The following is an 18,624-nucleotide window of genomic DNA, read 5'->3' as shown; positions in this document are numbered from 1 at the left end:
AGCCTAGGCCAGTGTGGCGACCAACTCCTCCGGCAAGAAGAGCAAACTCCCTAGCGCAGGTGCGCGTCGAACCAGGCGAGCGTGCGTTGCCAGGCGTCCTCCGCCGCCGTCGGGTCCGCGTCGAACCGGTGCCGGGCGCCCGGATAGCGCACGACGTTGGTCGCAACCTCGGCCTTGGCCGCGGCCTCGCGCAGCCGCTCCACCTCCGCCTCGAGGAAGTCGTCGCCGTCGTCGCCGTACACCCCCAACCACGGGCTGCTGAGGTCGGCCGCGATGTCCACGAGCGCGGGCAGCCCTTGGGAGGCGGGGCTGCTGATTCCGTGACCGCCCACGCTGACCGCCGCACCGAGCATCCGTCTCGCGGCCACCACGAGCGCCGCGGTGCCACCCAGGTCGAAACCGACGACACCGAGCAGGTCGGCGCGCACGTCGTGATCGACCAGCCAGGCGAGTGTCGTGTCGGTGGCCGCGAGCACGTCCGCCCCGGCCATCGGAGCACGGGCACTACCGATGTGCGGTGCCACGGCGAGCCAGCCCTCCGCCGCCAGCGAGCTGACGAGGACGCGGGCGGTGTCGGTCACCGAACCCGCCTCGTGCAGGACCACGAGACCTCCGCGCTGAGCGCTCTCCGGCTCGGCGAAGGTGAGCCGAAGCGCGCGGCCGTCCGCACGTTCGTAGTCCTGCGTAAGCGTCTGCCTCATGTGCATACTCAACCACCGATAGTGCACCCCGGGTCAACGTGAGCTGTCAGATATCCGGCGAGATAGGTTTGTCGCCGGAACCTTTTCTCGATGCCCGAGGAGTCGCCATGTCCTCCGAGATCCCCACGCGTGCCGACCTCGCGGCGCTGCCCTCGTACGTGCCCGGCGCCTCCGTCCCTGGCGCGATCAAGCTGGCGAGCAACGAGGTGCCGGGCGGACCGTTGCCCAGCGTCGCCGAGGCGATCGCGCGGGCAACGGCCGAGGCGAACCGCTACCCCGACATGGCGGCCACGGCGCTGGTGGAACGGCTGTCGGCGGAACTCGACGTAGCCACGAACCGGATCGCGGTCGGCTGTGGCTCGGTGTCGCTGTGCCAGCAGTTCGTCCAGGCCACGTGCCACCCCGGCGAGGAAGTGGTCTTCGCGTGGCGTTCGTTCGAGGCATACCCGATAGTCACGCAGGTCGGCAACGCCACACCCGTAAGAGTTCCGCTGACCCACTCGCACACCCACGACCTCGACGCGATGCTGGCGGCGATCACGCCGAAAACGCGGCTGGTGTTCGTGTGCAACCCGAACAACCCCACCGGTACGACCGTGGACAGGCAGGAGCTGACGCGCTTCCTGGACCGGGTACCGCCGCACGTGGTGGTGGTGCTCGACGAGGCCTATCGCGAGTTCGTCACCGACGCCGACGTGCCCGACGGGCTGGAGTTCGCCCGCGCCAGGCGCAACGTGGCGGTGCTGCGAACCTTCTCCAAGGCGTACGGCCTCGCCGGGCTGCGAGTCGGCTACGCGATCGCGGCGCCGGAGTTGGTGGACGCGGTGCGCAAGGTGTACGTGGCGTTCAGCGTCAACGCGGTGGCGCAGGCCGCGGCGATCGCCTCGCTCGACGCCAAGGAGGAGTTGCTGGCACGCTGCGCCGACATGGCGCTTGAACGCGAGCGGGTCCGCGACACACTCCTCGAACTGGGTTACGAGGTGCCGCCGACGCAGGCGAACTTCGTGTGGCTGCCGCTGGGTGAGCGAACGATGGCCTTCGCCGAGCACGCACTCGAACACAAGGTGGTGGTCCGCCCGTTCGCCGGTGAGGGCGCGCGGGTAACCATCGGCACCCCGTCGGAGAACGACGTGTTCCTCGAGGCCGCGCGCTCGTTCTGAGGATGTGGGCAACTACTCGACGGTCACGCTCTTGGCGAGGTTTCGCGGCTTGTCGATGTCCCTGCCGAGCGCGACGGCCAGGTGGTAGGCCAGCAGCTGCAGCGGAATGCCGAACAGGATCGGGTCGAGTTCCTCGGTGACGTGTGGCACGCGGATCTCGGCGTCGGCCAGCCCCGCAGGAAGCGTCGCGTTGGTCACCGCGAGCACCGGCCCGCCCCTGGCCCTGATCTGCTCGATGGTGCCGATGTTCTTGGCCAGCAACTCGTCGTCGGGCACGATCACCACCGACGGCATCTGGGCGTCGATCAGGGCGATCGGCCCGTGCTTGAGTTCGCCTGCCTGGTATGCCTCGGCATGCACGTAGGAGATCTCCTTCAGCTTCTGCGCGCCTTCCCGCGCCACCGGCCAGCCGCGGACCCTTCCGACGAAGAACATGCTGCCTGCCCCGGCGAACCGGCGCGCGATCTCGGCGATGTGGTCCTCGGCCGCGATCGCTTCCTCGATGCGGTCGGGAAGTGAGTCCAGTCCGGCGACGATGCGCCTGCCGTCGGCGACGGACAGATCGCGCACCCGCCCGAGCAGCAACGCCAACAGGGCGAAGCAGGTGCTCATGTTCGTGACCGCCTTCGTCGAGGCCACCGAAACCTCGGGCCCGGCGTGCAGGAACACACCACTGCCGCACTCCCTCGCGATCGCGCTGCCCACCGCGTTGACCACACCGATCACCCGGCCGCCCTTTCGGCGCAGTTCCTGCACCGCGGCCAGCGTGTCGGCGGTCTCGCCGGACTGGCTCACCGCGACATACAGCGTGTCGCCGTCGACGACGGGGTTGCGGTAGCGGAACTCGGAGGCGGATTCGGCATCGGCGGGAATCCTGGCCAACTGCTCGACCAGGTCGGCACCGATCTGGCCCGCGTAGTAGGCCGATCCGCAGCCGAGGAACTTCACCCGCTGCACCGAGCGAAGTTCGTGGGGGTCCATGCGCAGCCCGTCGAGCCGGGCGGTGGAGAACCGTTCGTCGAGCCTGCCGAGCAACGCCCTGCGTACCGCCTCCGGCTGCTCGGCGATCTCCTTGCGCATGTAGTCGGAGAACCCGTCGAGCGCGTAGTCGGAGTCGGTGAGTTCCACGACGGTGGGAGTCTTGTCGGTGCGCCGAGCCTGCAGGGTGCTGGTCCGGTAGCCGTCGGCGCGCAGTGTGGCCAGCTCGCCGTCGTCGAGGTAGACGACCTGCTGGGTGTGCCGTACCAGGGCGGCGAGGTCGGAGGCGACGAACATCTCCGAGTCGCCGATGCCGAGCACGATGGGGCTGCCGTTGCGGGCCACCACAAGTTCGCCTGGGTTTCGCACGTCGAGCACCACGATGCCGTAGGCGCCCTCGACCTCCCACAGCGCGGCGCGAACCGCGTCCTCCAGTGACGCCGCGCCTGCCGAGACGCGTGCGGCGACGAGGTGGGCGAGCACCTCGGTGTCGGTGTCGGAGGCGAACGTGGCACCCTCCGCCGTCAGCTTCGCCCGCAACTGGTCGGCGTTCTCGATGATGCCGTTGTGTACGACGGCGACCCTGCCGTCCGGGTCCACGTGCGGGTGCGCGTTGCGCTCGGTCGGTTCGCCGTGCGTGGCCCACCGGGTGTGCGCGAGCCCAATGTTCGCGGGGTGGCCGTCACCGACGAGGGACCGTAGTTCGGCGACGCGTACGGCGGCCTTGGTCACGCGCAGCTTGCCCCGGTTGACCACCGCGATGCCCGCGGAGTCGTAGCCGCGGTACTCCAGCCGGTGCAGCCCCTCAAGCAGGATCGGGGTGGCGTCCCGGTGCCCGACGTAGCCGACGATTCCACACATACGAGTAGCTCTCCCTAGCCGTAGACGATGCGCCGTAGCTGGCGCCGGGTCAGCTGTGGTGCCGCCACCGGGCGTTGTTCCAGCTCCGCCGCGAGCACGGTCCAGATCCGCTCGTTGCGGTGGCCGCGCTGTTTGAGCTCACGGTGCCGCCTGCGCACGTACTCCTCTGTGGTCTCGGAGAAGTACGCCATGACGTCGGCCACCACCCGCGCCGCCGTCCGCACGGGCAGGCCGGTGGACCCGGCGACGTGGCGTACCAGCTCGGCGGGCGGCGACCGGTCCACGCTCGCCAGCCTCGCAGCGGCAGGCGGCTGGTTCAACTTCTCTGCCCGATTTCGGGCAAAACTACACCTGTCGAACGATCATCTGCACCATCGCCGCGACACCGACCACCACGATGACGGCGCGCAGCGCGACCGGGGAGAGTCTGCGCCCGACCCTGGCGCCGAGCCACCCGCCCACGATGGAACCCGAGGCGAGCAGTGCGATGGCGGGCCAACTGACCGGAGCGATGAAGGCGTAGACGGTTCCCGCCACGACGTTCACCACGGCCGCGAGGACGTTCTTGATTCCGTTGAGCCGCTGGATGGGCTCACTGAGCAGCATGCCCATCACAGCCATGAGCATCACACCCTGCGCGGCGGTGAAGTAACCGCCGTAGACGCCGATGAGGAAGATCAATGTGATGAGCAGCACCTTGCTGCCCGTTCCCTGTTCCTTGCCGGAGGTCTCCCGCCTGCGCAGCACCCAGGTGGACACCCGCGGCTGGATGATCACGAGCACTACGGCGAGCCCGACGAGCGCGGGCACCACCGTCTCGAAGGCGTCGGGCGGCAGCGACAGCAGCAGTACCGTTCCGCATCCCGCGCCCACCAGCGACGCAGGCACGAAGGTCAGCATGCGCCTGAACTGCCCGCGCAACTCGTGGCGGTAGCCGACGGCTCCGCTGATCGTGCCTGGTGCCAGCCCGATCGCGTTGGAGGTGGTCGCCGTCAGCGGTGGGTAACCCAGCGCCACGAGTACGGGGAAGGTCACGAGCGTCCCCGAACCCACCACCGTGTTGATCATTCCCGCCCAGATGCCTGCCGCGGCTATCAGGACGGCATGCCACCAGATCATCCTTCGCTCACGCGAGCCGACGATAGGCAACGCTGGTCGGCCGAGCGCAGGCAGTGCCCGTATACAGTGTTCGGTATCACGCTCCGTGTGCTCACTACGTTTCGCCTTCCCCTTACCGGGTAGCCATCGGCCAAACCCGCGCGAGGGAGGTATTGAGTGGACACTGCGAGGCTGCGCGACTTGGTATCGGCCGAAGGGCCGTTCGCCTCGGTCTACTTCGATGACACACATGCCACCGAGGACGCCGCCAAGTTGCTGGACCTCAGGTGGCGCGAGCTGCGAGAGGAGCTGTCCGCGCAGGGGGCGGACAGGCCGATTCTCGACGCGCTGGAGTCCGCCGTTCGCTCCGGTCAGCCGCCCGCGGGACGAAGCGGGCGTGCGCTCGTCGCCGCGGGCTCGACGGTGCTGGTCGACACCGAACTGGAGGCCCCGCCCGCCCGGCCGATCGCGAGGCTGTCCGAGCTGCCCTACCTCGTGCCGCTCGCGGAACTCGGCGAGTCGCCTCCCGCGCATGTCGTCGCCGTCGTCGACAGGGTGGGAGCCGACGTCACGGCCGTCGACCGCGACGGTCATGTCGTCGACGCCAGAACCGTGGAGGGCACCGACCACCACATCCACAAGGTGCCGACCGGCGGCTGGGCACACCGAAACTTCCAGGAACACACCGAGGAACTCATCAAGCGCAACATCGAGCTGGCCGCCGAGCACGTGGCGGACATCGCCCGCCGCATCGGAGCCGGCCTCGTGGTGGTCACGGGTGAGACGCAGGCGCGCAAGGCGCTGCTGGAGGCCCTGCCCGAGTCGGTACGCGCGCACGCGAGCGAGGTGCAGGGCGGCGGCAGGCACCAGGGCGCGGCGGACGAAGAACTCGACCGGCAGATCAGGGACCTGCTCAGCCGCACTCAGCAGGAGCGCAGGGACCGGACCGCGGAGCGGTTCCGTGCCGCACTCGCACAACCCACCGGGCTCGCCGTGCAGGGCCTGGAGGCGACCACGACCGCCCTACGCGAACACAACGTCGAGACGCTGCTGGTCGATCGGCCCGCCGAGGTGGAAGTCCTCGCGGGAAGTAACCCCACGCTGCTCGGCATGCAGGAAGAGGAACTGAAGGCACATGGGGTCGAAGCGATCGGCCGCAGACGCGCGGATGAGGCGGTGGCCGTCGCGGCGATCGCCGTCAACGCCGACATCGTCCACACGGGCGACCGACTGGACCTCACAGAGGGATTCGGCGCCATTCTCCGCCACGACTGACGGAACAACAGGGTCAATGATGTCTACTGTAGGCGGGAAATCTTGAACGGTCGGCAATTTACCGAGGTGACAGTGACCGAGACAAGGCCGCCGTCCGACGACGTCGGCGCACAGGACGATATCGAGGTACGGCTCGGCGCGAGCCTGGTACACCTGCCCATAATCCGCTCCGTGGCGGCGAGTATCGCCATGCGAGCGGATTTCGACCTCGATGCGATCGCCGATCTGAGACTCGCCGTCGACGAAGCCTGCTCGACGCTGATCACCCGCGCCGTGCCGGGCAGCACGATGGTCTGCAGATTCACGATCAGCGAGACCGAACTGCGGTTCCGTGGCGCGGTGTCCTCCGCGGACGAGGACGCCCCCAGTACCGGGTCCTTCGGGTGGCGCGTACTGACGACGCTCGCTGACTCTGCGAACTCCTGGGTCGAGCCGGGTTCGCAAAACGGTCAGCGCAACTGGATACACATCGAGCTCGCGAAACGGAAGCCGGCCTTTACGTGACCGAATCCACGACTCAAGGATCGCCTCAGGGATCGCGCAATTCTTCGGACGACTACGACCACCTCACACCGTTGTTCGAGGAGTTCGTCTCGCTCGAAGAGGGCGACCCTCGCCGCGCCGAGTTGCGCGATCAGCTTGTCACCGGGCATCTCCCGCTGGCAGAGCACATCGCGCAGCGCTTCTCCGGTCGTGGCGTGGCCAAGGAGGACCTGGTGCAGGTGGCCAGGGTGGGGCTCATCAACGCGGTCGACCGCTTCGATCCGCGCCGAGGGTCCGATTTCCTCTCCTTCGCCGTGCCGACCGTGATGGGTGAGGTCAGGCGGCATTTCCGCGACACCGGGTGGGTCATCCGCGTGCCACGCAGGTTGAAGGAACTGCATCTGTCGATCAACAACGCGAGCACGCACCTTTCGCAACGGCTCGGCAGGGCGCCCACGCCGAGCGAGATCGCCACGCACCTCGGCCTGAGCCCGGACGAGGTGTACGAGGGACTCGAGGCGGGCAACGCCTACCACTCGATGTCGCTGGACGAGGTGCTGTCGGCCGACACCGAGAACCTCGCGCTCGGGGACACCCTTGGCGAGGAGGACGCGGCGTTGGCCGGGGTCGAGAACCACGAAACACTGCAGCCGCTGGTCAAGGAGCTCCCCGAGCGGGAGCGCACGATCCTGGCGTTGCGGTTCGTGCACAACATGACACAGACGCAGATCGCCGAACGCATCGGGATCTCGCAGATGCACGTGTCCCGGCTGCTCGCCAGAACTCTGAAGAAGCTGCGGGAAGGACTCGACGAGAACCGATCGGAGTGATTCTCGCGCCCGGCGGTACCAAGTGCCGGGCACCGAGAGTGACCGAGCGGCCGGGCCGGGATTGGCGTCCACCGCCGTCGGTCCGCGAGTGGATCCCCCTGCAGACTGTTCCCTGCGCCTATGCGTTTACCTGCCGATACGTCGGGTACCTGTGGCCCATGGCAGATCAGGAAGCGCCGCCCGACGCCGATGTGAAGGCGGGTGCCTCAAGCTCGAAGCAGCATGAGGCGGCGAAGCGCAAGCGCCCGGATCGGTCACGTTTCGTCATCCAGAAGCATGACGCCACGAGCCTGCACTACGACTTCCGCCTGGAGATCGGCGGCGTGCTCGTCTCCTGGTCGATACCCAAGGGGCCCTCACTCGACCCCGGTGACAAGCGGCTCGCCATCCGCACCGAGGACCACTCGCCGGAGTACGCCGACTTCGAAGGGCGGATTCCCGAGGGTGAGTACGGCGCAGGCAGTGTGCTGGTGTGGGACAGCGGAACGTTCACCAACCTGTCCGCGACGTCGATCGAGCAGGGCCTCACCGACGGCCGGATGAGCATCTGGCTCGAAGGCCACAAGCTGCACGGCGCCTTCGCCATGGTGCGGACCCGGCCGAGCACGACCCAGGAACAGTGGCTACTGATCAAGAAGGACGACGAGGGTGCCTACCACGAACACCACCCGGGTGCGACACTTCCGGAGTCGGTGCTGAGCGGCAGGACCAGCGAGGAGCTGTCCTGAAACGGGGGAGGTACCCGTGGCGCGAGCGATCTGGAGCGGAGCACTCAACTTCGGCCTTGTGACGGTGCCGGTCGAGCTGTACAGCGCCACCCAGGACCACACAGTCCACTTCAGGCAGTTCCAGCGCGGCACGTCCGACCGGATTCGCTATCGCAGGGTGAACGAACGCACCGGCGAGGAGGTGCCCTACGACCAGATCGTCAAGGGCTACGACCTCGGCGGCGACGAGTACGTGATCATCGAGCCGGAGGAGCTGGAGGAGATCGCGCCCGGCCGTTCCCGCACCATCGACATCGACGCCTTCGTCGACCTCGACCAGATCGACCCCATCTACTTCCAGAAGACGTACTGGCTCGCACCCGCCAAGGAGGAGTTCGGCAGGGCATACACCCTGCTGCTGGAGGCGATGGACCGGACGAACAGGGCCGGGCTGGCGCGCTTCGTCATGCGCGGTAAGGAGTACCTCGCCGCCGTGAGGGCTGGTGACGGCGTGCTGGTGCTCAACACGCTGCTGTTTCCCGAGGACATCCGCGAACCGACCAAAGAGATCAGCAAGCTGCCCGCACCCGGTCAGGCCCGCCCCAAGGAGATCGACATGGCGGTCAGTCTCATCGAGTCGATGGCCGACGACTGGAAGCCGCAGGAGCATCACGACACCTACACCGAACGCGTGATGCAACTCATCGAGGACAAGCGCGAGGGCAGGACCGTCACGCCCGCCGAGAGCCCACCCGAGGCCACCAAGGTGGTCGACCTGTTCGAAGCCCTCTCCCGCAGTGTCGAGAGCCGCAAGGGCACAGCCAGGAAGCCCAAATCGACAGCAACGGCCGAGCGTGCCGAACGGGCCGAGCAGGAGCTGTCCGAGCTCAGCAAGTCGGAACTGGAGAGCATGGCTCGCGAACTCGGCGTGAAAGGCCGCTCCAAGATGAACCGCGCCGAGCTGGAGAAGGCCGTCAAGCAAGCAGGCAGGCAACAGCGGCGCAGAACCGCCTCGTGATCCGGTAACCGTGTCCTCACCGCCTGGTACACGAATACGATCCCCTGGTGGTGAGCGGATGGTTGTCGGCGCGGTTTCGGACGGTGCTGCGCACCAGCCTCGGCTTCGCGGTCCTGGGGTTCGGGACGAGCTTCCTCGGTGCGGGAGTCGTGCTCCTGCTGCTGCTCCTGCAGGGCATCCCCGCCGACATCGGCGGTGCCCGCTGGATCCTCATCATCTGCGCCGGTGGCTACGTGCTGCTCGCCATGTTCGTCGGCGCGGCCTGGGCCGGGTTCCTGCAACGCCGCACCGCCGTGTGGTTCGTGCTCGGGCGCGATCCGGCACCGCAGGAGGCAGTCAGGACACTGCGGCTGCCGGTCGATCTTGCCGTGGTGACGGGAACGCTGTGGGCGCTGGGCACCGTCGTGATCGGCCTGCTCACCGGTTTGCTCAGCTCGTGGCTGGACGCTCTCGGCGTCACGCTGGCGATCCTGCTCGGCGGGTTCGCCACCGTGGGCCTCACCTACCTGGCGGCGGAGTGGGTCGCAAGGCCGGTGATGGCGATAGCACTTCACGTCGCTCCACCGCGCGAGAGCCTGCCCGCCACGGTGCTGACCAGACTGGTGCTGACCTGGGCGCTGGCCAGCGGGGTACCGCTGCTCGGCGTGCTGCTGGTCGGCGCACCGCCCGACATCGGCGACGGAGACACCCGGTACAGCCTCGTGTCGCTTTCCGTGATCGGCCTTGTCGTCGGTGCGCTGGCCACCGCGCTGCTCGCCAAGGCGGTGGCCGCACCGCTGCACCAACTGCGGCTCGCGCTCGACCGCATCGCGAGAGGACGCAGGGACGTCGAGGTCGGGGTGGACGACGCCAGCGAGATCGGCATGCTGCAGGCCTCGGTGAACCAGCTCGCCACGGGCCTGCGTGAGCAGGAGCGGCTGCGCGACCTGTTCGGCAGGCATGTCGGCGACGACGTCGTCCGCCATGCGCTGGAACACGGAGTGTCGCTGTCCGGGGACGTTCGCGAGGTCACCGCCTTGTTCGTCGACGTGGTCGACTCCACGGCACTGGCCGCGAAGCTGCCGCCGCAGGAGGTGGTCCGCAAGCTCAACCGGCTGTTCGCCAGCGTCGTCGACGCCGTTGGCACCCACGGTGGGCTGGTCAACAAGTTCCAGGGTGACGCGGCGCTGTGCATCTTCGGCGCACCCACCCGGCACGCCGATCCGGCGACGTCGGCGCTGCGCACCGCTCGGGCAATCAGGGACGCGGTGAGTTCCACCGCCGAACTCGACCTCGGCATCGGGGTCGCCACCGGCCCGGCCTTCGCGGGGCAACTGGGTACCAGCAGCAGGCTCGAGTACACGGTGATAGGCGACGCCGTCAACGAAGCCGCCCGCCTCACCGAGCACGCCAAGCAGGTGCCGGGACGCATCCTGATCAGCGAGCCCACCCTGGCCGCGGCCGCCGAGTCCGAGCGTGCCCGCTGGCGGCGGTACGAGACGATCCAGTTGAGGGGTAGGCAGACCCCTACGCAGACCTGGCTGGACGAGCCTAGCCAGGAATGACGTCTGGCCAGCGCAGGACCGTCGATCCCCAGGTGAGGCCCGCGCCGAACGCACTGAGCAACACCCGGTCACCCTGCTGAAGCGTGCCGTCCGCCGCGGCGTCGGCCATCGCCAGCGGAATCGACGCGGCGCTGGTGTTGCCGGTGCGCTCGATGTTGACGACGAGGCTGTCCGCGGGCAGCCCGAGCTGCTTGGCGGTGGCCTGCAGGATGCGGATGTTGGCCTGGTGACCGATGAAGCGATCGACGTCGGCGATCGTCCAGCCTGCCCGATCCAGCACCGCGCGCGACGACTCCGCCATCCGCGCGGTCGCGTGCCGAAACACCGCGGGCCCGCGCATGGAGAAGCAGTGGTCGGCCGGGTTCGTCGACCGCTTCATGCGCGAGCCACCGGCGGGCACGATGAGCAGCTCGGAGAGTTCGCCGTCGCTGTGCAGGTCGAACGGCCCGACGGCACCGTCCTGGCCCGCCTCGCCCGCGTGGAGAACGACCGCGCCCGCACCGTCACCGAAGATCGGCACGGTGCTGCGGTCGGCAGGGTCGAGCAGGGTGGTGAAGGCGTCGGCTCCGATGAGCAACACGCCGCGCGCCACATCCGCCGCGATCAACCCCGCCGCGGTCGCGAGCGCGTAGACGAACCCTGAGCAGACCGCGTTGACGTCGAACGCCGCGACGCTGCCGAGGCCGAGTCCGCTTGCCACCTGCGGGGCACTGGCGGGGCAGACCTGGTCGGGTGTGGCCGTGGCGAGCACCACCGCGTCGATCTCGGCCGAGCCAGCGGAGCGCAGGGCTCGCGCACCCGCCTCGACCGCCATGTCCACCGTGGACATCCCAGGGTCGACCACGTGACGTTCGCCGATTCCGGTGCGGGTCCGGATCCACTCGTCGGACGTGTCGAGGCGTCGCGAAAGTTCGTCGTTGTCCACCACGCGTGGTGGCAGCCAAGCGCCGATACCGGCGAGCACCGCCACTTTCCGCGTGTCGTGCGTGGGCACCTGCATTCCTCCAGGGCCAGTGTCTGGGGAGCGGAAGAGTGAAACCGGCCCAACGCCAACTTCTATGGGCTACCAATCGGTAGAGCCCCGCCATGTGACTCACATCACTTCAAGTCCACTCCGTTGCGCCAAACAGGAAAGAACCTGACCGCTTTGGCCGGTAGAAAGGCTTCATGAGGACGCTCGGCACCCGGGAACTGAACCGGGCACTACTGGCCCGGCAGTCACTGCTGCGAAGGCAGTCGGGTTCCGCGCTTCAGCTGATCGAGCACCTGGTCGGCATGCAGGCGCAGGCACCGTTTCCGCCCTACTACGGCCTGTGGACACGGCTGCGGGGCTTTCGCACCGACGAGCTGTCCCAGCTGCTGTTCGACCGAAAGGTGGCACGGATCGTCGTCATGCGCGGCACGGTTCACCTGGTCGCCGCGTCCGACGCACTGCCGTTGCGCACGCTGACGCAGCCGATCATGGAAACCGACCTTCGGGGCAACACCACCTTCACCCCGAAGCTCGCGGGCGTCGACCTCGACGAGCTCGCCGCCACCGCCCGCGAGTCGCTGCTCGCCGCCCCGCTGAACACCGCCGCCCTTGGTGAGGCGCTTTCGCGCCGCTGGCCCGACCACGACCCCAAGGCGCTCGTCTACGCGGCACGCAACCGGCTCCCACTCGTGCAGGTACCGCCGCGAGGGGTATGGGGCCGCAGTGGCCGACCCACCTACGCCACGGCCGACAGCTGGCTGCGCCAAGCGCCGCGCCGCGACCTCGACCTCGCCGGTGTCGTCCTGCGCTACCTCGCCGCGTTCGGCCCAGCCACCGTTCGCGACGTCCAGACGTGGTGCGGCCTGACACGGCTCGGCGAGGTGGTCGAGCGGCTGCGACCGCGGTTGCGCACCTTCCGCGACGAGGACGGCAGAGAACTGTTCGACCTGCCGGAGGCACCGCGGCCGGACGCGGACACCCCCGCACCGCCTCGGTTCGTACCGGAGTTCGACAACCTGCTGTTCTCCCACGCCGACCGCACCCGCGTGCTCAGCGACGAGGACCGCCAACGTATCAAGACGAAGAACGCGGTCGCGCCCGGCGTGTTCCTCGTCGACGGCTTCGTGAGCGGCCGCTGGAAGCTCAGGCAGTCGGTGCTGGAGGTCGAACCGTTTCGGCCACTGTCCAAGCGAAACTCCACGGCGATCGAAGCCGAGGGCAGGCGCCTGCTGCGGTTCGCGGGCAAGCCCGAAGGTCAGGTCCGGCTGGGATCAGCCACCCGATGACGGGTTACGAGGTGGCGTTTCCGCCTGCTCACCGGGTGGAAGCCCCACCAGCGACGCGGCGCCGAGCGCGGCCGCGTACACCCCTTCCGACGGGCACGTCGCGGCGTTGGCCAGCTTGGTGAGCGCGTCGTCGCCTCCCTCGGGTGCGCCGGGCGGCGGTGGCGGGGTCGGCTCGCTCGTCGCAGCGGCTTCCCGCACCCGCAGGCTGCCGGTGAGCGGCAGGTCACGTGACGAGCCGCCCACCGAGACCACGTAGTCGCCTGCGCTGCGTATCCAGCGGTGAGTATCGACGTCCCAGTGCGACAGGGACCGCTCGTCCAGCGTGAACCGCACCCGAACGCTGCGGCCGGGATCCAGCTCCACCTTCTCGAAGTCCTTCAGCAGCCTCGGTGGCTCCCCGTCGACGGCAGGGTGGCTGACGTACAGCTGGGCCACCTCGGCTCCACGCCGGTCGCCGATGTTGGTGACCGTGGCCTCGACGGCCACGGTCGCGGCATCCGGTTGCCCACCGATGCGCAGGTCGCTGTAGGAGAACTCGGTGTAGGAAAGGCCGAAGCCGAACGGAAAGAGCGGCCGCAGTCCCTGCTGGTCGTACCACCGGTAGCCGACGGCGAGGTCCTCCTCGTAGTGCCCGCCGGGGAAGCGCAGCGGGTCGGCGGCGGGCGCCTGCCGAAGCGCGGCAGGGAACGTCACCGGCAGCTTGCCCGCCGGGTTGACGTCGCCGAACAGCAGCGCCGCTATCGCATTGCCGTACTCCTGCCCCGGATACCAGGCGGCCACCACGCCCTTGACGTCGTCGAGCCACGGCATCGTCACAGGGCCGCCGGTGTTGAGCACCACGACCGTGTTCGGGTTGGCGCGGGCGACCTCCTCGATCATCGCGTTGTCCGCGTGCGACAACGCGATGCCGCCATGATCCTTGGACTCCGACGACCACTGGCTCACGAACACCACGGCGACGTCGGTCGCCGAGGCGGCCTTCGCGGCGTCGGCCCGCTCGGCGAACCGAACGTCGATGCCCTCCCGCTCGGCCCGCCGCTTGATCCCGTCGAACGGGGTGACGATCGAGGGTGCGATCACGTGGGCGCTGCCGCCGCCCGACCCGATGACGCCTGCGCCCGCGGCGCGCCCGAGCACGGCGATCGAGTCAACACCTTCGAAGGGAAGCAGGTCAGCCTCGTTCCTCAGCAGCACGCTGCCCTGCTCGGCCACCTTCCTTGCCACGGCGACGTGTTCGGGTGTGGTGACCACCGCGTCAGGGGAACCGGTGCGCGGCCTGTCGAACAGGCCGTGCCGAAACATCTGCCGCAACACGCGACCGACCATGTCGTCCAACCGGGACAGCGCTACCTTGCCCGTCCGCACGCCCTCACGCAGCCTCGGGCCGAAGTAGCAGCCCGACGGCATCTGCATGTCCACGCCCGCGTTGGCGGCGGCATGACTGGCGTGCAGCGCGAACCAGTCCGAGGTCACGAAGCCGTCGAAGCCGAACTGTCCTTTCAGCACCTGCGAGATCAGGTAGGTGTTGTTGCAGGCGTGCACGCCGTTGACCTGGTTGTAGCCGCACATGACCGAGGCGACACCCGCGTCCACCGCCTGCTCGAACGGCGGCAGGTAGAACTCCTGCAGTGCCCGCTGCGACACCACCGCGTTGCCCAGCCGGGTGTTGCGCGCGGTCTCCTGGTTGTAGGCGGCCAGGTGCTTGGCCTGAGCGAGCACGCCGCGTTCCTGGACGGCCTGGATCTGTGCCCGCGCTAGCACGCCCGCCAACCGCGGGTCCTCCCCGAACGTCTCGAACCCCCTGCCCGCGCGGGGGTCCCTGATGAGATCGACGCTGGGCGAGAGGACGACGCCCGCGCCCTTGCCTGCCACCTCCTCGGCGAGCACGGTGCCGTAGGCCTCGGCGAGCCGGGAGTCCCAGGTGGCGCCGAGCACGAGCGGCGCGGGCAACTGGGTGACGCCGGTGTGGCTGTTGCCGACTCCCGCCGGACCGTCGGACAGCCCCAGTTCGGGTACACACAACCTGGGTATGGCGGGCACCAGCCCCGCGTAGACGGGTCCGACGAACTCCAGCGGACCCGCCGAGCCGTGCACCATGCTGAGCTTCTCGTCCAACGTCATCGCGCCGAGCAGTTGCCGCACTCGGTCCTCCACAGGGAGGCCGGAGTCGAGCCACGGGCAGGCCTGACCGCCGTCGGCCGGTGGCGAGGCAGTGGAGGGAATCGTGACCAGCAGCGACGTCAGCGCCGTCAGCGTGAGCAGGACAACCCAGCGACGCATGTGCTCGCCTCCCGTCGATACGCAGAAACGCGAGCTATTTTCACATATGCCGTAGCCGGGTCACCAGTCCCGAGTCGAGAACAGTTCCCGCCACCGCTGCGAATAGGTGAGCAGATCGCCGTAGGTGCGCGGGTCGGCCTGGGTCAGATAGCCGAACCGCTCGTGTTCGTAGCGATCGAGCGCGGGCCCGATGAGGTCACGAACCCGCTCCGCGAAATCGGTGTCGGGCCGCACGTCCGGCTCGGGCCTCCGCAGCTCCGGCCAGGTCGGGGTGACGGGTTCCGGAGTGACCACCACCGGCTGCGCGGGGGGCTCGGTCGTCTCCTGCTTCGGCGGTGGGGCCTGCGGCGGCGGCTTCGTGGTCGGTTCCGGCCGCCGAGGTTCGGACCTTGTCGTCGAGGGTGCTCGCGGCGGCGTGGTAGCGGGCACGGAGACGACGGTCGGTTGGCGCTGCTCCCCCACGGCGACCCCGGACGGTGCCGGAATACCACGGTCCACGACGGCGCTGACGGCCACGATCAACATCAGGAACGCCACGGTCACGCCCGCGAACCGGGAGCGGTGCACACCGTGCGGCGCGACGCATTCGGGGTGGTCGTCGAGTGCGGTCTCGACCTGTCGCTGAGCGGGCAGACTGGCGGTGATGATGCCGGTGCGATCGAGCAGGTCAGCGTCGGTCGGCGTGCAACGCGGAACGTTGGGCGCCATCAGGTCCCTCCATTGGATACGGTCCCCAAGCGTTTTCCTGGCTCGGCCAAGGCATCTGATGGCTGTTTACCGCCCCCTTTGTGCCCTGTCACTAGATCAGGCCCGCTTGCGGCCGAACACGACTCGATTGAGTGAACGCATTTCGCAAGTTGCTTGTGGCAAACACCTTCAGTCCCAGGTTTCGTACACGCCCGGACGATTACCGGCCGGTTCGACCCCGCCCGATCTACCCTCTGTTGAACAGACAGGATTCGCCCGAATGGCGTATCACCTCGAAGCCGGGTGGACGTCTTCTTCTACGGAAGGACCGCACGCGTCTCGCGGGCGGCAGGGGACTTCGACGGGAGTGTGCCGTGGACAACGACACCGTGCACCAGAGCCAGTTCGCCTACCTCGACGGCTGCGATACACCCCTGCTTTCCCGGCTGTCCTATTCGGCGAGCGAGCCGTTCACCATCGCCCTGGCCTTTCGCGTTGAGCCCGGGGAGTGGGTCGAATGGGAATTCGCCCGCGATCTTCTCATCGCAGGGCTCTCCGAGGTCGCCGGCATCGGAGACGTTCGGATTCGCCCTGATCTGTCGGGAAACCGCGACCTCCTCGTGCTCGAACTGGAATCACCCGACGGGTACGCGGTGGTGGAACTGAGCCGGGTGGACGTGCTGCGGTTCATCGGGCGGACCGTGGAACTGGTGGGGCTCGGCGTGGAGAGCGACCACCTGGACCTCGACGGTCTGATAGCCGACCTGACGACGGCCAGGCCCTGACGCGGCGGGCGCGGCTTGCTCAGCCGCAGGCGCCCTTCGCAAGCAACACCCTGTCCAGCGCCTCCCTCACCCGCGTTTGCGGCAACTCACCGCTCGAGGTGGCCTGCTCCAGCCTGTCGAGCACCACGTCAACCTGGCCACCCGAGGACCACAGGGGCTGGTCAGCACCTGCCTGCAGCGCCCGAAGCACCGCCTCCGGCAACGGATACCTGTCGGAGATCGCCTTCATGGCGCCGAGATCGTCGGTGAGCGCGGGCCCCTGGAACCCGAACTCACCACGCAGCAGTTCGTAGGTCGCCGGGGAAAGCGAGGCAGGCTCACCGCCGGTGAGTCCCGGAACGTCCAGGTGCCCGACCATCACGCCGGTTCCCTCGCCGTACTCACCGATCCGCTCGTACGGCAACAGGTCGTTGCCGCGCAGATCGGCCAGCGGCGGTGTCCGGACCAGCGAAGCATGCGAGTCACCGTCGGCTCGGCCGTGACCCGGGAAGTGCTTCACCACGGGCTGGACGCCTGCCTCGCTCATGCCCTGCGCGAAGGCGACGGCGTACTTCCTGGCCACGGCCGGGTCAGCGCTGAACGAGCGGTCACCGATCACGCCGTCCGACGGTCCGTCGGTGAGATCGACGTCGGGCGCGTAGTTGACGGTGACGCCGTGGGTCTGCAACGCCCGGCCGCGCTCGAGGGCGAGGGCGCGAACCTGCTCCGGTGTCATGGTCCGCGCCATCTCCCGCGCGCTGGGAATGGAGCCGGAGAGTTCGTCGATCCGCTGCACGCGGCCGCCTTCGTCATCCACGGCTACGGAGACGGGCAAGCGTGCCGCCTGCTGCACCCGCGCGAGCGCGTCACCGGTGAGCAGTTGCGTGGCGTTGCCGCCGATGAAGATTCCGCCGATCTGCTCCTGGTCCACCAGCGCGACCGCCGCGGCCGGGTCGGCCGGATCGACTCCCACGACGAGCAACTGCGCCAGCCGCTGCCTTGTCGACATGTCCGCGACCACGGGTTCGCAGTTGGGTCCCTCGGGCCGGGTGGTGGTCGGCGGTGTCGTGGAGGGCGGAGTGGAGGGCACGGAACTCGCGGAGACCGGCGGAGTCGGCACTTCCCGCGCTGGTTCATCCCCTGCCTGCTCGCCGGACCCGCCGCAGGCACTCAGCAGGGCAGCCACCACGATCGTCGGCAACAAACGCTTCATCGTGCTCACACCGTACTTCCCGGCTCGCGGTCCGCGCCCCGCGGACCGGGTTCCTCCGAAGAGCCGGGGCCGTATCTTCGGCTTGCCTGGACCGTTCCGTCCATCCGCTCGACCACGAGAGCGGCGGGTGGGTCGGCCCGTGCCAGCCGGGCCGCCCTGCCGATCGCGTCGCGCTTTCGGCAATACCTCTCCAGGACATCGCCGTCGCGGACCACCAGCCAAGTCAACGAGTCCGCCGACACCTGGAACCGAACCAGAAACCGCTTGCGAGCCAATGCCGCCCCCTCCGCTTCGCCTGTATTGCTTTGCTGCAACGGTAGGTCATCATTGGCACAGCTGGCAGGAATGACACACCCCTGTGATAGTGAAACGAAGGAGACGAAAGGGCAGTGACATGGAAGGCCGGATGGACGCGCGCGGGCTGCACGACGCGCTCGACGCCCAACGAAGGGCTCGGGGGCTGTCGTGGCGGCAGCTCGCCGAAGAGGCAGGGGTGAGTCCGTCCCTACTCAGCCGCATGGGAAACGGGCACAGGCCCGACCTCGACGGGTTCATCGCCCTGGTGCAGTGGCTGGGTTCGCCCGCAGAGGACTTCATGGTGTGGCCGGGCCCGCGGCCACCCAGGGAACGCGGACCCGCACTGGAAACCAAACTCGCACTGCTGCTGCGTGCCCAGGAGGACCTCACCGAGGCGGACAGGGAGTACCTGCTGGAGATCTTCGGGGCCACCATGCGAAGGATCAAGGCCGATCGGCGGGAGAGCTAG

19 protein-coding genes are annotated in these 18,624 nt (G+C 68.6%); 10 read left to right on the top strand and 9 right to left on the bottom strand.

Going from position 1 to position 18,624, the window contains the following annotated elements:
• Positions 1–50 precede the first annotated feature (50 nt).
• Positions 51–701 (bottom strand): dienelactone hydrolase family protein, encoded by a 651-nt coding sequence (locus SACMADRAFT_RS01980; protein ID WP_009152102.1) that lies wholly within the window; start codon positions 699–701, stop codon positions 51–53.
• A gap of 107 nt (positions 702–808) precedes the next feature.
• Between SACMADRAFT_RS01980 and hisC the strand changes: the two genes are divergently transcribed.
• Positions 809–1,861, top strand: coding sequence for a histidinol-phosphate transaminase (gene hisC / locus SACMADRAFT_RS01975; protein ID WP_009152101.1), 1,053 nt, complete (start codon positions 809–811; stop codon positions 1,859–1,861).
• Positions 1,862–1,873: 12 nt separating this feature from the next.
• On the opposite strand, the gene glmS is transcribed toward hisC, so the two are convergent.
• The 3 genes from glmS to SACMADRAFT_RS01960 all read right to left on the bottom strand — a co-directional run bounded on the left by glmS (position 1,874) and on the right by SACMADRAFT_RS01960 (position 4,819).
• Entirely contained in the window at positions 1,874–3,700 is a 1,827-nt protein-coding gene (gene glmS / locus SACMADRAFT_RS01970) for a glutamine--fructose-6-phosphate transaminase (isomerizing) (protein ID WP_009152100.1), read from the bottom strand.
• A gap of 14 nt (positions 3,701–3,714) precedes the next feature.
• On the bottom strand, positions 3,715–3,984 hold the full coding sequence (locus SACMADRAFT_RS01965) for a hypothetical protein (protein ID WP_009152099.1): 270 nt from the start codon (positions 3,982–3,984) through the stop codon (positions 3,715–3,717).
• 61 nt (positions 3,985–4,045) lie between these two features.
• Positions 4,046–4,819, bottom strand: a complete 774-nt coding sequence (locus SACMADRAFT_RS01960; RefSeq protein ID WP_009152098.1) for a sulfite exporter TauE/SafE family protein — start codon at positions 4,817–4,819, stop codon at positions 4,046–4,048.
• 156 nt (positions 4,820–4,975) lie between these two features.
• Between SACMADRAFT_RS01960 and SACMADRAFT_RS01955 the strand changes: the two genes are divergently transcribed.
• The 6 genes from SACMADRAFT_RS01955 to SACMADRAFT_RS01930 all read left to right on the top strand — a co-directional run bounded on the left by SACMADRAFT_RS01955 (position 4,976) and on the right by SACMADRAFT_RS01930 (position 10,655).
• Entirely contained in the window at positions 4,976–6,073 is a 1,098-nt protein-coding gene (locus tag SACMADRAFT_RS01955) for an Rv2629 family ribosome hibernation factor (RefSeq protein ID WP_009152097.1), read from the top strand.
• 72 nt (positions 6,074–6,145) lie between these two features.
• Positions 6,146–6,577: an ATP-binding protein gene (locus SACMADRAFT_RS01950; RefSeq protein ID WP_009152096.1), complete on the top strand. Its 432-nt coding sequence runs from the start codon at positions 6,146–6,148 to the stop codon at positions 6,575–6,577.
• Positions 6,574–7,386 carry a SigB/SigF/SigG family RNA polymerase sigma factor gene (locus SACMADRAFT_RS01945; protein WP_009152095.1) on the top strand — a complete coding sequence of 271 codons (813 nt, stop codon included), beginning with the start codon at positions 6,574–6,576 and terminating at the stop codon, positions 7,384–7,386. The genes SACMADRAFT_RS01950 and SACMADRAFT_RS01945 overlap by 4 nt, the downstream gene beginning before the upstream one ends.
• 158 nt (positions 7,387–7,544) lie before the next feature.
• Positions 7,545–8,114 carry a DNA polymerase ligase N-terminal domain-containing protein gene (locus tag SACMADRAFT_RS01940; protein ID WP_083840830.1) on the top strand — a complete coding sequence of 190 codons (570 nt, stop codon included), beginning with the start codon at positions 7,545–7,547 and terminating at the stop codon, positions 8,112–8,114.
• 16 nt (positions 8,115–8,130) lie between these two features.
• Positions 8,131–9,111 carry a non-homologous end joining protein Ku gene (ku, locus tag SACMADRAFT_RS01935; protein ID WP_009152093.1) on the top strand — a complete coding sequence of 327 codons (981 nt, stop codon included), beginning with the start codon at positions 8,131–8,133 and terminating at the stop codon, positions 9,109–9,111.
• Positions 9,112–9,173: 62 nt separating this feature from the next.
• Positions 9,174–10,655 (top strand): adenylate/guanylate cyclase domain-containing protein, encoded by a 1,482-nt coding sequence (locus tag SACMADRAFT_RS01930; RefSeq protein WP_009152092.1) that lies wholly within the window; start codon positions 9,174–9,176, stop codon positions 10,653–10,655.
• Here the strand turns inward: SACMADRAFT_RS01930 and SACMADRAFT_RS01925 are convergent.
• Positions 10,642–11,655 (bottom strand): beta-ketoacyl-ACP synthase III, encoded by a 1,014-nt coding sequence (locus SACMADRAFT_RS01925; protein WP_198285920.1) that lies wholly within the window; start codon positions 11,653–11,655, stop codon positions 10,642–10,644. The two genes, SACMADRAFT_RS01930 and SACMADRAFT_RS01925, sit on opposite strands and share 14 nt — an antisense overlap.
• 167 nt (positions 11,656–11,822) lie before the next feature.
• Here SACMADRAFT_RS01925 and SACMADRAFT_RS01920 point away from each other — a divergent pair, with 167 nt between their 5' ends.
• The gene (locus tag SACMADRAFT_RS01920) at positions 11,823–12,914 is read left to right on the top strand and encodes a winged helix DNA-binding domain-containing protein (RefSeq protein ID WP_009152090.1); all 1,092 of its coding nucleotides are present in this window, start codon (positions 11,823–11,825) and stop codon (positions 12,912–12,914) included.
• On the opposite strand, the gene SACMADRAFT_RS01915 is transcribed toward SACMADRAFT_RS01920, so the two are convergent.
• Entirely contained in the window at positions 12,900–15,194 is a 2,295-nt protein-coding gene (locus tag SACMADRAFT_RS01915; protein WP_009152089.1) for a beta-glucosidase family protein, read from the bottom strand. The genes SACMADRAFT_RS01920 and SACMADRAFT_RS01915 overlap by 15 nt on opposite strands.
• A gap of 60 nt (positions 15,195–15,254) precedes the next feature.
• Positions 15,255–15,902 carry a hypothetical protein gene (locus SACMADRAFT_RS01910; protein ID WP_009152088.1) on the bottom strand — a complete coding sequence of 216 codons (648 nt, stop codon included), beginning with the start codon at positions 15,900–15,902 and terminating at the stop codon, positions 15,255–15,257.
• A 353-nt stretch (positions 15,903–16,255) separates the two neighbouring features.
• Between SACMADRAFT_RS01910 and SACMADRAFT_RS01905 the strand changes: the two genes are divergently transcribed.
• Positions 16,256–16,666: an SsgA family sporulation/cell division regulator gene (locus SACMADRAFT_RS01905; protein ID WP_009152087.1), complete on the top strand. Its 411-nt coding sequence runs from the start codon at positions 16,256–16,258 to the stop codon at positions 16,664–16,666.
• Positions 16,667–16,685: 19 nt separating this feature from the next.
• On the opposite strand, the gene SACMADRAFT_RS01900 is transcribed toward SACMADRAFT_RS01905, so the two are convergent.
• Both SACMADRAFT_RS01900 and SACMADRAFT_RS01895 read right to left on the bottom strand, forming a co-directional pair.
• Positions 16,686–17,858: a glycoside hydrolase family 3 N-terminal domain-containing protein gene (locus SACMADRAFT_RS01900; RefSeq protein ID WP_040925507.1), complete on the bottom strand. Its 1,173-nt coding sequence runs from the start codon at positions 17,856–17,858 to the stop codon at positions 16,686–16,688.
• A 5-nt stretch (positions 17,859–17,863) separates the two neighbouring features.
• Positions 17,864–18,073: a DUF2188 domain-containing protein gene (locus SACMADRAFT_RS01895; protein WP_232285651.1), complete on the bottom strand. Its 210-nt coding sequence runs from the start codon at positions 18,071–18,073 to the stop codon at positions 17,864–17,866.
• 179 nt (positions 18,074–18,252) lie between these two features.
• Between SACMADRAFT_RS01895 and SACMADRAFT_RS01890 the strand changes: the two genes are divergently transcribed.
• Positions 18,253–18,624: a helix-turn-helix domain-containing protein gene (locus SACMADRAFT_RS01890; RefSeq protein WP_009152084.1), complete on the top strand. Its 372-nt coding sequence runs from the start codon at positions 18,253–18,255 to the stop codon at positions 18,622–18,624.

Source organism: Saccharomonospora marina XMU15 (assembly GCF_000244955.1).
In the GTDB taxonomy this organism is placed as follows: domain Bacteria; phylum Actinomycetota; class Actinomycetes; order Mycobacteriales; family Pseudonocardiaceae; genus Saccharomonospora_A; species Saccharomonospora_A marina.
Note: the sequence above shows the minus strand (reverse complement) of the source record. Positions and strands in the feature narration are given on the sequence as shown.

Excerpts from the sequence above, each read along its gene's own strand:
- SACMADRAFT_RS01980 (WP_009152102.1), bottom strand. The coding sequence starts at position 701 with ATGAGGCAGACGCTTACGCAGGACTACGAACGTGCGGACGGCCGCGCG.
- hisC (WP_009152101.1), top strand. The coding sequence starts at position 809 with ATGTCCTCCGAGATCCCCACGCGTGCCGACCTCGCGGCGCTGCCCTCG.
- glmS (WP_009152100.1), bottom strand. The coding sequence starts at position 3,700 with ATGTGTGGAATCGTCGGCTACGTCGGGCACCGGGACGCCACCCCGATC.
- SACMADRAFT_RS01960 (WP_009152098.1), bottom strand. The coding sequence starts at position 4,819 with ATGATCTGGTGGCATGCCGTCCTGATAGCCGCGGCAGGCATCTGGGCG.
- SACMADRAFT_RS01940 (WP_083840830.1), top strand. The coding sequence starts at position 7,545 with ATGGCAGATCAGGAAGCGCCGCCCGACGCCGATGTGAAGGCGGGTGCC.
- SACMADRAFT_RS01925 (WP_198285920.1), bottom strand. The coding sequence starts at position 11,655 with ATGCAGGTGCCCACGCACGACACGCGGAAAGTGGCGGTGCTCGCCGGT.
- SACMADRAFT_RS01920 (WP_009152090.1), top strand. The coding sequence starts at position 11,823 with ATGAGGACGCTCGGCACCCGGGAACTGAACCGGGCACTACTGGCCCGG.
- SACMADRAFT_RS01915 (WP_009152089.1), bottom strand. The coding sequence starts at position 15,194 with ATGCGTCGCTGGGTTGTCCTGCTCACGCTGACGGCGCTGACGTCGCTG.
- SACMADRAFT_RS01910 (WP_009152088.1), bottom strand. The coding sequence starts at position 15,902 with ATGGCGCCCAACGTTCCGCGTTGCACGCCGACCGACGCTGACCTGCTC.
- SACMADRAFT_RS01900 (WP_040925507.1), bottom strand. The coding sequence starts at position 17,858 with ATGAAGCGTTTGTTGCCGACGATCGTGGTGGCTGCCCTGCTGAGTGCC.
- SACMADRAFT_RS01890 (WP_009152084.1), top strand. The coding sequence starts at position 18,253 with ATGGAAGGCCGGATGGACGCGCGCGGGCTGCACGACGCGCTCGACGCC.